Origin of the sequence: Campylobacter gracilis, assembly GCF_001190745.1 — a bacterium.
Classification (GTDB): domain Bacteria; phylum Campylobacterota; class Campylobacteria; order Campylobacterales; family Campylobacteraceae; genus Campylobacter_B; species Campylobacter_B gracilis.
On record NZ_CP012196.1, the window covers coordinates 37,224 to 49,428 of the forward strand.

At 50.0% G+C, this 12,205-nt stretch carries 14 protein-coding genes and 1 pseudogene; 4 read left to right on the top strand and 11 right to left on the bottom strand.

What is annotated here, in order from left to right:
- Positions 1 to 179: 179 nt before the first annotated feature.
- Positions 180 to 626, bottom strand: a complete 447-nt coding sequence (locus CGRAC_RS00170; protein WP_005873031.1) for a hypothetical protein — start codon at positions 624 to 626, stop codon at positions 180 to 182.
- A complete protein-coding gene (locus CGRAC_RS00175) occupies positions 627 to 989 on the bottom strand; it encodes a YegP family protein (protein ID WP_005873032.1) in 363 nt (120 codons plus the stop codon).
- Positions 990 to 1,105: 116 nt separating this feature from the next.
- Here CGRAC_RS00175 and CGRAC_RS00180 point away from each other — a divergent pair, with 116 nt between their 5' ends.
- Complete coding sequence (locus CGRAC_RS00180; RefSeq protein ID WP_005873035.1) at positions 1,106 to 1,585, top strand: hypothetical protein; 480 nt, start codon at positions 1,106 to 1,108, stop codon at positions 1,583 to 1,585.
- Positions 1,586 to 1,795: 210 nt separating this feature from the next.
- On the opposite strand, the gene CGRAC_RS11635 is transcribed toward CGRAC_RS00180, so the two are convergent.
- Complete coding sequence (locus tag CGRAC_RS11635) at positions 1,796 to 1,948, bottom strand: hypothetical protein (protein ID WP_005873036.1); 153 nt, start codon at positions 1,946 to 1,948, stop codon at positions 1,796 to 1,798.
- Between the two features lie 70 nt (positions 1,949 to 2,018).
- Here CGRAC_RS11635 and CGRAC_RS00185 point away from each other — a divergent pair, with 70 nt between their 5' ends.
- The 3 genes from CGRAC_RS00185 (at position 2,019) to CGRAC_RS00195 (ending at position 5,642) form a co-directional block, all read left to right on the top strand.
- Entirely contained in the window at positions 2,019 to 2,861 is an 843-nt protein-coding gene (locus CGRAC_RS00185) for a DUF3737 family protein (RefSeq protein WP_005873037.1), read from the top strand.
- 1 nt (position 2,862) lies between these two features.
- The gene (locus CGRAC_RS00190) at positions 2,863 to 4,056 is read left to right on the top strand and encodes a MalY/PatB family protein (protein ID WP_005873038.1); all 1,194 of its coding nucleotides are present in this window, start codon (positions 2,863 to 2,865) and stop codon (positions 4,054 to 4,056) included.
- 200 nt (positions 4,057 to 4,256) lie between these two features.
- Complete coding sequence (locus CGRAC_RS00195; RefSeq protein ID WP_005873039.1) at positions 4,257 to 5,642, top strand: DUF3137 domain-containing protein; 1,386 nt, start codon at positions 4,257 to 4,259, stop codon at positions 5,640 to 5,642.
- Between the two features lie 244 nt (positions 5,643 to 5,886).
- Here CGRAC_RS00195 and CGRAC_RS12340 read toward each other — a convergent pair whose 3' ends face one another.
- The 8 genes and pseudogenes from CGRAC_RS12340 to CGRAC_RS00230 form a co-directional block, all read right to left on the bottom strand.
- Entirely contained in the window at positions 5,887 to 6,453 is a 567-nt protein-coding gene (locus CGRAC_RS12340; protein ID WP_005873040.1) for a hypothetical protein, read from the bottom strand.
- Positions 6,454 to 6,706: 253 nt separating this feature from the next.
- Positions 6,707 to 7,033, bottom strand: coding sequence for a hypothetical protein (locus CGRAC_RS12345; RefSeq protein ID WP_005873041.1), 327 nt, complete (start codon positions 7,031 to 7,033; stop codon positions 6,707 to 6,709).
- A gap of 92 nt (positions 7,034 to 7,125) precedes the next feature.
- Positions 7,126 to 8,640, bottom strand: a complete 1,515-nt coding sequence (locus CGRAC_RS00210) for a hypothetical protein (RefSeq protein ID WP_005873043.1) — start codon at positions 8,638 to 8,640, stop codon at positions 7,126 to 7,128.
- Between the two features lie 292 nt (positions 8,641 to 8,932).
- On the bottom strand, positions 8,933 to 9,124 hold the full coding sequence (locus tag CGRAC_RS12655) for a DUF4299 family protein (RefSeq protein ID WP_005873044.1): 192 nt from the start codon (positions 9,122 to 9,124) through the stop codon (positions 8,933 to 8,935).
- Positions 9,105 to 9,896 (bottom strand): annotated as a pseudogene (locus CGRAC_RS12350) (DUF4299 family protein). Before CGRAC_RS12350 ends, CGRAC_RS12655 begins: the two are co-directional and overlap by 20 nt.
- A gap of 34 nt (positions 9,897 to 9,930) precedes the next feature.
- The gene (locus CGRAC_RS00220) at positions 9,931 to 10,791 is read right to left on the bottom strand and encodes a cysteine ABC transporter substrate-binding protein (protein ID WP_005873047.1); all 861 of its coding nucleotides are present in this window, start codon (positions 10,789 to 10,791) and stop codon (positions 9,931 to 9,933) included.
- 20 nt (positions 10,792 to 10,811) lie between these two features.
- Complete coding sequence (locus tag CGRAC_RS00225) at positions 10,812 to 11,549, bottom strand: amino acid ABC transporter ATP-binding protein (protein ID WP_005873048.1); 738 nt, start codon at positions 11,547 to 11,549, stop codon at positions 10,812 to 10,814.
- Positions 11,549 to 12,205: an amino acid ABC transporter permease gene (locus CGRAC_RS00230; protein ID WP_005873049.1), complete on the bottom strand. Its 657-nt coding sequence runs from the start codon at positions 12,203 to 12,205 to the stop codon at positions 11,549 to 11,551. The genes CGRAC_RS00225 and CGRAC_RS00230 overlap by 1 nt, the downstream gene beginning before the upstream one ends.

Genomic DNA, 12,205 nt, shown 5'->3' on the forward strand with positions numbered 1-12,205 from the left:
AATAACTTTTGCTTTAAATTTTAGCCCTCCTTAATTAATCGCAAGGTTTTTGTGCGCAATGCAATATAAATTTAAATTCTTTACGCGAGCGTTAAACGACGCAGGCGCGGATTAAAATAGCGCGCGCAAATTTAAATATCGTCGCGCAAAATCCGGCCTGCGTTTGAAATTTAGCTCGTTTAAATTTTAAACGTTTTTAGCAGGCTGCCTAAGCTTAACCCCTTATCTTCGCCGTTTGCGCCGCCTCCTAAAAGATCGCCCAAAAAGCTACTTGCGTCGTTGATATCGATTTTGCCGTCGCCGTTGAGGTCGAGCTTGGCGCTTGCGATTTTGCCGATCAGCGCGCTAAAATCCACCCCTTTGCTATCGACGGCGTTTGCTTGCACGTCCTCGCCGCCGCCTAAAAGTCCGCCCAGCATCGAGCCTAGCGAGCTCGATCCGCCGCTTTCGTTTTTGCTTAAAAAATTTGAGCTGATGCCCGCAATTATTGCATTTATCTGATCGTCAGGCAGGTCCACGCCTAGAAATTTTTCGATAAAAGCGACCGGACCGCTTTGAAATTCTCTTAAATTTTTATCGTCGCTTTTGAGCGCAGAGACCATATTTACAAGTCCGTTTATGTCCATTTACGCCTCCTTGATCTTGGCTTTCGCAGCCTGTTTTACGATAAGCTCTATTACTTTTAGAGCGTCCGCTTTGGCCTCAAAATCCTTGCTGACGGCGATGATCTGTCCGTTGCTAGCCGTTAGGCGAAAGCGAACCTTGTCTGCTTTATCGGTGTAGAGCTCAAATTTCGGATTGTTTAGCTTCTCGCCGCCTGCGATTTGATCCTCGATCTTATTTAGCGCGGCGTTTTTTGCGACGCTTTCGATGCCGTTTTTGCAAGCGGCCTTGCTCGTGTAAACCTCGGAGGTGCATAGCACGTGTCCGTCATAAAGTAGATCAAATTTGCAGCCGTCTTTGGCGTCTTTGATTAAAAACTCAGCCATTTTTCATCCTTTCGTAAAAGATATCGTTATTTTAGCTAAAATTTTAATAAATATTTTTAATAGGCGCGGAATTTTCTGCTAAAATTGCGCACAAATTTCATTTACAAAGGATCATAATGATAAAGGCTCTACGTTTTAGCTTGATTTTCGCCGCTACTTTAGGATTTGGCGCGGATGAGAGCGATGCATTATTTAAGGACATAAGGACGCGTCTGGGCTGCAATCTAGCCGCGCAGGACTGCGAGACTAACGCTGGCGGGCAGAAGGCGCTCTTTAGCGTAGCGCGCCATCCGATCGAAGCGGGAGCAAACGAGCTAAAAATAAGCGGAATTTCGCGTGAGCTGAAAAATCCGAGCGTTAAAATTTCGGGCGTGAGTATGAATATGGGCAATGCGGAATTCCCGCTAAAGCGCAGTGCAGACGGCTATGAAGCGACACTTGACGTTGCGGTGTGCACGCATGCCGTAATGCGCTACAAACTTGAAATTTACGAGGATGGCGAGCCTAGCGGGCTTTTTGTGTATTTTGATCTACGAAAGCGCGCTACAGATCGAGACCGCGGCGAAGACGCGCACTCGCATCACCACGAGCATTAGACGCGCCCGTTTGTGCGCGGGGTAAAATTTACGCTTTTTCAGACACGACGCTTTAGAGGAACTTGCACGTTGATTGTAGAAAATTTTACAAATTTTATAAGGCGCCGCTTGCGATAAATTTTATGCGTCTTTTGGACGGCGCGCGTCGCGGACAGATACGGGCGCCTAAACGAATACGCGACTAGCCGTAGCGACCTAGGTGCGCTTTATCTACATTTTGTGAAGCGCCATTATAGGCCATGGGCGCGCGGCGATTTGCCGCGCATTCGCCGCATGTGTTTCGTAATCGCTACCGCAGCACATCAAATTTAGCTCCTCGCCGCCTTTAAATTTTAAAATTTTTAAAATTCGCTTGCGTTTCATACGCCTAATCTATGCAGAATTTTGAAATTCCTTGTATAATCTGAAGCAAATTTTAAATCTAAGGAAAGCCATGCAAATATTAAAACAAAAGCACTTTAGCGGCGAGCGCGCGTTATTCGGTGCAAAGGATCTGCGGATCGAAAATTCCGTCTTCGGTGAGGGCGAGTCGCCACTAAAACACAGCGCAAATATCGTCGCGCAAAATTGTAAATTTGAGTGGAAATATCCGTTTTGGTACGCCGAAAATATCCGCGCACAGGACTGCTTCTTCGACGAGATCGCGCGCGCAGGGATCTGGTATAGCCGCGGCGTGGTGCTAAAAGACTGCCTCTACGGCGCACCCAAGGGGCTTCGCCGCGTAAAAGATGCCGCACTGCAAAACGTAGAATTTCATGATGCGCAAGAGACCTTGTGGCACTGCAGCGACGTTACGCTAAAAAACGTCACCGCAAAGGGCGCGTATTTCGGGCTTGATTGCGAAAACTTAAGCATCGAAAATCTATCGCTCTTCGGGGATTATTGCTTCGACGGCTGCATAAACGTAACGATCAAAAACTCCAAACTCCTATCCAAGGACGCGTTTTGGAACTGCGAAAATATCCTCATCGAGGACTGCTTTATCGCGGGCGAGTACTTCGGGTGGAATTCCAAAAACGTAACGCTGCGAAACTGCAAAATCGAGAGTCTGCAGGGCTTTTGCTATATGCAAAATTTGCACTTGCAAGACTGCGAGCTCATAAATACGACGCTAGCGTTTGAATACAGCGACGTCCGTGCCGAGGTAAAAGGCGCAATCGATAGCGTCAAAAATCCAAGCAGCGGGCTAATCCGCGCGGCAAGCATCGGCGAGCTGATCCTAGACGGCGCAACGGACGCGTCTAAAACTGAAATTATTACTGAATTAAGGGCGTAAGATGGGACTTTTTGATTTTATAAGCGGCAAGGAGAAATACGACTTCGACACCCTACCGAACCGCCGCGGCACGAAGTCGCTTAAATGGGACGTAGGCGAGAACGAGCTTCCGATGTGGGTCGCGGATATGGACTTTGCCGTAGCGCCCGAGATCATCGAGGCTCTGCAAAAGCGGCTAAATGAGCGAGTTTTGGGCTATTCGATTATCGATGATGAATGGCGTAGCGCGTATCAAGGCTGGTGGCTTGCGCGCCACGATTATGAAATCCAAAAGGAGTGGCTGATCTATGCCGGCGGCACGCTGCCCGCGATCGACTCGATCATCCGTAAGCTTACTTCGCCCGCCGAAAACGTGCTGCTGATGAGCCCCGTTTACAACTGCTTCTACTACTGCATCAAAAACGCCGCCCGCGTGCCGATGGAAAATGAGCTTGCCTATGCTAACGGCGATTATAGCATCAATTGGGAGGATCTACAGGCTAAGCTCGCCGATCCGCAGACGACGCTTTTTATCCTTTGCAACCCGCACAATCCGGTCGGACGCACCTTTAGCAGGGACGATCTTGCTCGTATCGGCGAGCTGTGTGAGAAGCACGGCGTGACGGTGCTTAGCGATGAGGTGCATTGCGATCTGACCGAGCCGGGCGTACGTTACACGCCTTTTGCTGCGGCAAGCAAGAGCTGCGAGAGGATCTCGGCCAGCATAATCGCGCCAACCAAGGCGTTTAACATCGCGGGGCTGCAGAGCGCGGCGGTTTTTGCCGCGGATAAACGCTTGCGTCATAAAATTTCAAAGGCGCTAAATTCCGACGACATCGCCGAGCCGAATTTTTTCGGTGTCCAAGGAGCGATCGCCGCATTTACGAAGGGTGCGCCGTGGCTGGACGCGCTGCGCGAATACCTCAGCGAAAATCGTAAATTCGCGACGGAATTTATCGCGCGTGAGCTTCCGCAGGTGCATGTCGTGCCGCAAGACGCGACTTATCTGATGTGGCTTGACGCGGGCGCTTACACGCAGGATAGCGCGGAGCTTGCGCGCTTCATCCGCGAAAAAACGGGGCTGTATCTCTCCTGCGGCGCGCAATACGGCAAGGGCGGCGAGAAATTTTTGCGCCTAAATATCGCGACCTCTAGAGCGCTGCTAAAAGACGGGCTAGGGCGGCTGAAAGAGGCGCTAAAGATTTGCCCGCATTAAACGAGCTGCGGCGCGGTGAGGACGAAATTTAAAATTTTATGGCGGCCAAATTTAAAGCGACGGAGTAAATTTTAAAATTTATCGCAGCAGGGCGCGAGCTTTGCGCTAAATTTAACGTCGATCAGGCGGCGGTGCGCAAACGTTTAAATTTAGCGCGCGGCAAATAGACCGGCGCTTAAATGCGCTACAAAAGGCGGGGTATGGATAGAAACGGCGATTCGCAGAAGCTTTACCTGCTTGAAAAACGGCGCGAAAAGCTCTCGCGCATTAGCAAGCTCATCTCATTTTTGATAATCCTGCTGCTGCTCGGGCTTTACGTGCTTTTAAATACGAGGGCGGAGCCCGTCTCGTTTGATACAAACTGGCTAATAGTCGCGCTTTTCATCATCTTCCCGGTTTTAAACGGACTGCTCTACCGTCTATTTTGCGGCTTGAGCTCTAGCAAAAACGAGGGCGCACAGCGCGCAAATTTTGATAAATTTAGCGGCTTTGATACGGCGCAAGACAGGGGCGCGCTAGGGCAGGGCGCAGCGCAAACCGAGCAAATTTTTAGCGTCGATGCGAAAGAGGGGCAGGTATTAAAAGCTGAAGCGGGCGAGGATAGCGGCTCCAAAGACAGCGATAGCCGCACATCCTCTACCTACGGAAGGTTTGAGTCCAAAGTCGCCGAAGGCGAGGGTGGGGGCAAAGAGAGCGGAGTAGCCGGGTCAAAATTTAACTTTCTAGCCGATCTACAGAGCCTAGAGGATGAGCGCGCGGCGCTGCAAAAAGCGGTGAAAAAGGCCGGTCTAATCGCCGCTGTCGTAGGGACCAGTGTGGGCGCACTGGTGGCGCGCTTTTGGGACGAAGTGGCGGCCAGCGTATTTTTCGGCATCTCCGTTTACGGCGTCGTGAGCGCTCTTTTAACGGCGAGCAAAAGACGGAATTTCAGATCAAATTTTAAAAACAGGGTCGTCGCGAGCATCGCAAAAAGCTTCGGACTTAGCTACGATGAAAATGGCGGGCTGGGGACGGATGAGTTTTTTGAAATTTACGACTGCTACATAAACGAGCAATCGAGCGAGGATATGATGAGCGGGGAGGTGCAGGGCGTGCGCGTTAGCTTTAGCGACTTTTACGCCGCCGAAAAGGTGCGCACCAAAAACGGCACTCGCACCGACGTAAAATTTCAAGGAGTGCTTTTCGTCGCGGACTTTCACAAAAGGCTTAACTGCGAGGTGCGGGTGTGTCACAAAAACTCGCGAAATCTGCGCAGATACGGACAGCGAGCGAATATGGACGATGTGAAATTTGAGGAGTTTTTCGACGTCTATACGACCGATCAAGTGGGCGCTAGATACGCTCTGACGCCACTTTTGATGCAGCGACTGACGGAGGTTTATCTAAGGCTGGGTTCGCAGATAAACGCGGTGCTAAGGGAGGATAAAATTTACGTGGCGATCGAGACCTGGCGCGATAATTTCGAGCCTAGAATCGACTGCTCGCTAAAGCAGGACGCTACGATAGCGCTTTACGTAGATGAGATCGGTGCGCTTGTGGGTATCGTGAGCGAGCTAAATTTGAACCGCAAAATTTGGAGCGAATGAAGTGGGCGGCGGCGCTGTGGAGTATGACGGCGGCGGGCCGCATACGGCTCTGGCGACGCACAGAAATGTAAATTTATAAATAAAGTGAATTCAATAAAACTCAAAATCGCCCGTAAATTCGACTAAATCGCAAACCGCAAGCCGAATTAAATCATAAATTTTAAAGCGATCGTTTTGATGGGCTAGCGATTTGCGTTTAAAAACCGGATCTCTAAATTTAAAACCGAGCTAGCCCGCGCTAAATTTATTCGTCTAAAAAATATATCACGCCGTCGACGACCGCTCCGCCTGCCTTGCCTTCGCTAGTAGGCGGAATGTAAAAAAAGCTATGTCGCTGCGTCCGTCCGTCGTCGTATCTGAGCGTGAGCTCGCCCGCATCTAGCGTATATGAGCCCGCGCTACTGCTAGAGCTCGTACCGCCGCCGCCCCCAGCGCTCGTAGAGACGGACGAATACGACGAGCTGCCGTCCTTGAAGCGGCCTTTGCCGTCGAAGTCATAGTATCCGCTCGCGCCTCCGCCAACGACGTCCAAACCGCCCGAGGCGTTGTAGACGGACATGGAGCTAGCGGAGGTAAACGAGTAGCTGCCTCTTGGCACTTCGTTTAAGATTTGAGCCTTAAAAAGATGATATCCGCCGTCGCTCCACAAAAACTCGCAGTCCGCATCCTCACAGCTATATGCGCTTTGTTTGCCGTCGATGCGCGTGCGCCAGTCGGGCTTTTCTAGGCGGCTCGCGTAGGTGCCGTCGTCGCGTAGATAAAAGGCGATGTCAATGTTCGTGTTTATGAAAAACCATTTGCCCGCAAACACGCCCGTGCCTTTTTTGGTGGCTTTTGCGTCGCTATACTTTACGCTAGAGTCTTTTACGTTTGCTGCTTGATTTGCGCTTGGGCTTGATTTAGTTCGTGCCGAGCTGCTTGAGCTTGTCTCGCCTGCCCGTTTTTTAAAGGTAAATACGAGGTTATTGTTCGCTTGCTTGTATTCGAGCGTGTCGCCCTTTAATCTAAATTCGCCTGCGTCTTTATCTAGCGCGTATCTGCTGCTACCAAGGCTCTTATAGCCGCTACTTCCCTCGCCCGTCTTGCACGAGCCGTCGGAATTCGCCGCTTGCTATGAGGGCGTATCTGCCGCCGCCAAGGCTTTTATATCCGTAGCTTTGTTTGCCGCTTTTGCACGAGTCGCCGCTTGCATTGCTAAGCGTGAATTTTGCGACGTCGCCGTTAATTTCAAAAAACGAATCTTCTAAGCATTTTTGCCCCGTCGTTTGCATACTCTGTCCGTTTACATCGGCTGAGATTATGCTCCATTTGCCCTGTAGCTCGCTTGCGTTTAAGTTTAGCCCGCAAATTCCGGCAAAAGCGCATGCGGCAAAGATCTTAAATTTAACCATAAATTTCCTTTCCAGTGTATTTTATGAAACCGCCGCATCACGAGGTTTCTAATTTGTCCTATAAGGTCATAAAAGCTCTTATAACTGCGAGCCTACCGATAAACCTCGCCGTCGATGATCGCCATGGCTTTGTTATCTTTACTACGCGGCGAAGTGTAGAAAAAGCTGTGGCGAACGACCGTACCGTCGTCGTATTTTAGCGTTAGCTCGCCTTGATCGAGCGTATATGAGCCCTCGTCGCTGCGCGATTTTGAGCTGCCCCCGCCTATGCCGCCGCCGGCGGTACCCGAGGTTGCCGTAGCATACGACGATCCGCCCGAGTTAAAGCGCCCTTTGCCGTCAAAGCAGTAGTATCCGCTCACGCCTACGCTCACCGTATCGCTGCCGCCCGACCAGCCGTGCAGGGACGACGAGCTAGCCTTGCGAAAAGAGAAACAGTCCTTCGGCATTTGGCTTGAAATTTGCGCTTGAAACATATAATACCCCGTGCCGATGGAGTTCCACAAAAAGGTACAGTCGTCGTTCTCGCAGTAGTAGCTCGTGTCGTAGTCGTCGTTGCTGGTTATCGTTAGGATGCCGTCTTTGACCTTATACGTGCCGTCGATGCGCGTGCGCCAGTCGGGCTTTTCTAGGCGGCTCGCGTAGGTGCCGTCGTCGCGTAGGTAAAAGGAATAATCCTCGCTCGTGTTTAGAAGCATGTTAAATTTCGTACCGCCAAATACCCCCGAACCTTTTTTGCTCGCCCCGGCGCTACTGTGTTTGACGCTAGGATCTTTTGCGGGCTTGCTTAAATTTGAGCTTGATTTAGTTTGCGCCGAATTTGCGCTATAGCCTGCTTGCGCCGCGCTTTTTTTAAAGACGAACAAGATCTCTTGCCCGTCCGCGACCTGTTTGTATTCGAGCATGCCGTCCCTTAGCCAAAACTCACCCAGCCCTTTAGCGCTAAGCGCGTATTTTCCGCCGCCTAGACTTTCGTAGCCGCTTTTGCCGGCACTTTTGTTGCACGAGCCGTCCGGGTTTACGCCCACGATTCCGACCGTCGCTTCGTCGCCCGAAATTTCAAAAAACGAGTCGCTAAAGCATTTTTGCCCCGCGACTTTAAAGCTCTGCCCCTGCGCCTTTAGCGAGACTAGCTCCCATCTGCCCTCGATCCCGCTTAAATTTGACCCGTCGAGGCCGGCTTGGTTTACGGCGCCGTTTACGATGCCGGCTAAATTTACCTCATCTTTTTTAAAGGTAAATACGATCTCGTCGCCGTCCGCGCCTTGTTTGTATTCGAGCGAGCCGTTATTTAGCCGTAGCTCGCCGCCGCCAAGCGAGTATCTGCCGCCGCCTAGGCTTTTTAGGGCAAAGTCGTGTTCGGCTTTTTCGCAGGAGTTGCCGTTCGCACTACTTAGGCTAAGACGCGCGCTATCGCCGCTAGCCTCGATAAACGAACCCTCCAAGCATTTTTGTCTCGCCGTTTTGAAGGTTTGCCCTTGAGCTGTGACGGAAACAATGCTCCATCTACCCTCCAGCTCGCTCGCACTTAAGCTTAGCCCGCTAAATCCGATGCAAACGCATACGGCGAAAATTTTAAATTTAGCCTTGTTTGCGAAACCTGTCATAAATTTCCTTTCGAATAAATTTCAACTCAATCTTGATAGGCAATTTTAACGTTTGTGAGTAAATTTATAAAAATTTAGAGTGAAAAAATGAAGCGGAAAAACCCATTGTGCGAAATGAGGTTTAAATTTCTTCACTTGCTTGTTTAATTAAATTCTCCGCGTTTGATTTTAAGCTAAGCTAGCAGATTTATCGAACATGTTCCCTGGCTTTAGAAATTATCTCCTTAATTCAACCGAGTAAATTTATTAAGTCGCGGTTAAATTTAGCCATCCTTAAATGTTGCATTTAAATTTAATCCGCTAGCCCCTCTTCGCCGCATTTTGCGATGAGCGCGTCAAATTCCGCTTTGCTAAACGCGCTTACGACGATATTTTTAGCGTCGATAAATTCGTATTCATCTTTCGGCAAATTTTGGATGAAATTTTCATATTTCAGCGTCGCTAGGATCTCGTATTTTTCGTCGTCATCGCCCCTCTCCGCCAAATATCGCGACCGACCACCGCGCGACTTTTTCGTCGCCTAGCATTTGCAAATTTTTATACTCCACGCTAGGCTCAAAGGGCAGCGTGGTAACGACGCCTTGCGACAGGACGTACTGCCCGATGATCTCGCCGCTATCGTTCCCGCGGTAAAACATCTGATTTGCAAAATACGCGTCTAGGTTTTGGATATCGGTTACGAATTTGCTAAATTCGCCCGCGGGATCTTTCGTGCCTAGGATGCGAGCTATGATCTTTTGATCAAACGACACCTCGTTTCGCTTGCCGTAAATAGTGCTGATTTGCGCCTCTTTTTGCAAATTTTGCTCTATCGCCTCTAGTCCTGCGCGTATATCGGGCTCATAGTCAAAACCCTCGATATTTTGCGCGTTAAATTTCTCTCCGTCCTAGCTCACGATTTCGCCGTCCATTTTCAGCGTCAAATTTTTGAGGTATTCTAGCGCGATCTACCAATCCGCATGGGTGCTAGGCGTGCTGACGCGGATGTTATACGTGCCGTCCTCGTAGCCGATCTCAAAACCGCGTCCGCTAAGTCCGTCCGTGCCGGCAACGAGGCAGTCAAGCTCGTCGAGTTTCGCGCCGTAAAAGCCCTCGGCGTCAAACTCCTCATCATCCTCGTCGGCGTTAAACTGCGATAAATTCGGCACCAGTCGCAGCGCCTCCTCTACGCTCATCACGAGCGCTTCGTCTCCCGAAGGCTTCTTTCTGTTTTTGACGAAAAACGTGATGCTTATTTTGATTCTCTGGAATGAAATTTAGCCTGAAATGCACTTCAAGCTTGGACTAAATTTATAACTTCCCGCCCTCGATTACGACGTCATCAGCCTTGATGTCGTCGCCGTAAACGGGCGCTAGCGTCGCGTCGTAGTCGGCGTGGAAAAATTTCTCGTCCGCGAGTTTTACGATTAGATCGTCAAGCCATTTGCGAAGCTCGTCGTTGCCCTTTTTGACCGCAGGCGCGATGACGTCCTGATCGCCCAGCGAGCGGATACCTACCTTAAAGCCAGGGTTTGACTTCGTCCACGCAAACAAAAGCGTATTATCATGCGCGATCGCATCGCCCCTGCCATCCAGCATCGCACCGAAAGTCTCGGTATTTTGGTCAAATTTTAAAAGCTTGATCTCGGGATGGTTTTTCGTAAAATACAGATCCGCGGTTGTGCCTTTGTTGATTAAAAGCGTTTTGTCCTTAAGCTGCGAAACATCGGTGATATCGCCGTCCTTGCTCGCGACGCCGAGGGCTACCTTCATATACGGCAGCGCGAAATCCACGACCTCTTTACGCTCTGGCGTGACGGTAAAATTTGCAAGCGTGATATCGACCTTATCCGATGCTAAAAATTCTGCGCGATTGGCAGCCTCTACGAGCACAAACTGCACCTTGCTCTCATCGCCCAAAAGCTCCTTTGCGATGCGTTTTGCAAAATACACGTCATATCCCGCGTTTTTACCCGTCTCGTCGATATAACCAAACGGCGGCTTATCGCCGAAAACCGCGATCCTTACTACGCCACGCTTTTTAATCCCGTCGATATAACTTTGCGGCGCGGCGGAACCTTGCGCGGAATTTGAGGAGCCTTTGCCCTCGTCGTTGCAGCCTGCGAAAAATAACGCACCTAAGATAAAAAGCGTGCTTAGCGTTTTTTTCATCTTTTCTCCTTTATTAAAATTTATTTTTTAAATTCGAACATATTTAAAAATTTCTTCGCGCGCTCGCTCTTTGGAGCGGTAAAGAACGCCTCCGGTTCGTTAATCTCCACGATGTGTCCGTCGTCCATAAAAATTATGCGATCGGCTACGGCGCGCGCAAAGCCCATCTCGTGCGTTACGATTAACATCGTCTGCCCCTCTTTGGCGAGATTTAGCATTACGTCTAGCACCTCGCGCACGATCTCGGGATCAAGCGCCGCTGTAACCTCGTCAAAAAGCATGATCTTGGGCTTCATCACCAGGCTTCGTACGATCGCGATGCGCTGTTTTTGCCCGCCGCTAAGCTCTTTGGGGTAGGAGTTCTCTTTATCCGCAAGACCTACGATCTTTAGCCATTCGCGTGCTAGAGTTATCGCTTCCTCTTTCGGAACGTTTTGCACCTTCATCGGGCCTAAGATTATGTTGTGCAGCACGCTTAGATGATCGAAGAGCTCGTAGCTTTGAAAGACCATGCCGATCTTTTGTCTGATCCTGCGCCACTCTTTGAAATTTTGATCGATCCGCTCGCCCTCGATTATAAAATTTCCGCTTTGTACTGGCTCAAGTCCGTTGATCGTGCGAAGCAGGGTGCTTTTGCCGCAGCCGCTAGGGCCTAGGATCACTACGACCTCGCCCTGCGCGACGCTAAGACTGACGTCTTTTAGCGCATGCAGCTCGCCGTAAAATTTATTGATTTTATGAAGTTCTAAAATTCCCATCAGCTCCACCTGTTTTCTAGTTTTTTTGAAAGCGCCGAGATCGGATAGCAGATCAAAAAATATACGAAAAATATCGCTCCGTAGATGATTAGTGGCGCATAATTGTCGCGGAAGACATTCACTTCGATGATCTGCTGTCCGACCTTGACGAGCTCGATGACGCCGATTAGCACGGCGATCGAGGTTGTTTTTATCATCCTGCTGAATAAATTTATCGTTGCGGGCACTAGGCGCCTCATCGCAAGCGGCAGGATGACGTAGAGATAAATTTGAGATCTGCTAAATGCGAGCGCTTCTGCGCTTTCGAACTGATGCTTGGGGATGCTAAGTACGGCGCCGCGCACCAGATCCATCATCTCAAAAACACCCCAGACGCTAAAGACGATGATCGAAGCCGCGATATTTGAGATGTGGATGCCAAATGCCTTGCTCGCGCCGAAATATACGATAAATAGCCAAACGATGGGCGGCATGATGCGCACGATCTCCAGGCAAATTTTAAGCGGGATGTATAAGGCTCTGCGCCCCGAGGCCATTAAAATTCCAAGCACCAAGCCTAGAGCGAGCGAAACCGCGATCGAGATGAGCGCGATTTGCAGTGTGACCCCAAGCCCCTCTAAAAGCCTGATTAAATTTTCGCCGCTTAAGAGTTCCAT

Coding starts and splice junctions, on each gene's coding strand:
- CGRAC_RS00170 (WP_005873031.1), bottom strand. CDS start 626: ATGGACATAAACGGACTTGTAAATATGGTCTCTGCGCTCAAAAGCGAC.
- CGRAC_RS00175 (WP_005873032.1), bottom strand. CDS start 989: ATGGCTGAGTTTTTAATCAAAGACGCCAAAGACGGCTGCAAATTTGAT.
- CGRAC_RS00180 (WP_005873035.1), top strand. CDS start 1,106: ATGATAAAGGCTCTACGTTTTAGCTTGATTTTCGCCGCTACTTTAGGA.
- CGRAC_RS11635 (WP_005873036.1), bottom strand. CDS start 1,948: ATGAAACGCAAGCGAATTTTAAAAATTTTAAAATTTAAAGGCGGCGAG.
- CGRAC_RS00185 (WP_005873037.1), top strand. CDS start 2,019: ATGCAAATATTAAAACAAAAGCACTTTAGCGGCGAGCGCGCGTTATTC.
- CGRAC_RS00190 (WP_005873038.1), top strand. CDS start 2,863: ATGGGACTTTTTGATTTTATAAGCGGCAAGGAGAAATACGACTTCGAC.
- CGRAC_RS00195 (WP_005873039.1), top strand. CDS start 4,257: ATGGATAGAAACGGCGATTCGCAGAAGCTTTACCTGCTTGAAAAACGG.
- CGRAC_RS12345 (WP_005873041.1), bottom strand. CDS start 7,033: ATGGTTAAATTTAAGATCTTTGCCGCATGCGCTTTTGCCGGAATTTGC.
- CGRAC_RS00210 (WP_005873043.1), bottom strand. CDS start 8,640: ATGACAGGTTTCGCAAACAAGGCTAAATTTAAAATTTTCGCCGTATGC.
- CGRAC_RS00220 (WP_005873047.1), bottom strand. CDS start 10,791: ATGAAAAAAACGCTAAGCACGCTTTTTATCTTAGGTGCGTTATTTTTC.
- CGRAC_RS00225 (WP_005873048.1), bottom strand. CDS start 11,549: ATGGGAATTTTAGAACTTCATAAAATCAATAAATTTTACGGCGAGCTG.
- CGRAC_RS00230 (WP_005873049.1), bottom strand. CDS start 12,205: ATGGAACTCTTAAGCGGCGAAAATTTAATCAGGCTTTTAGAGGGGCTT.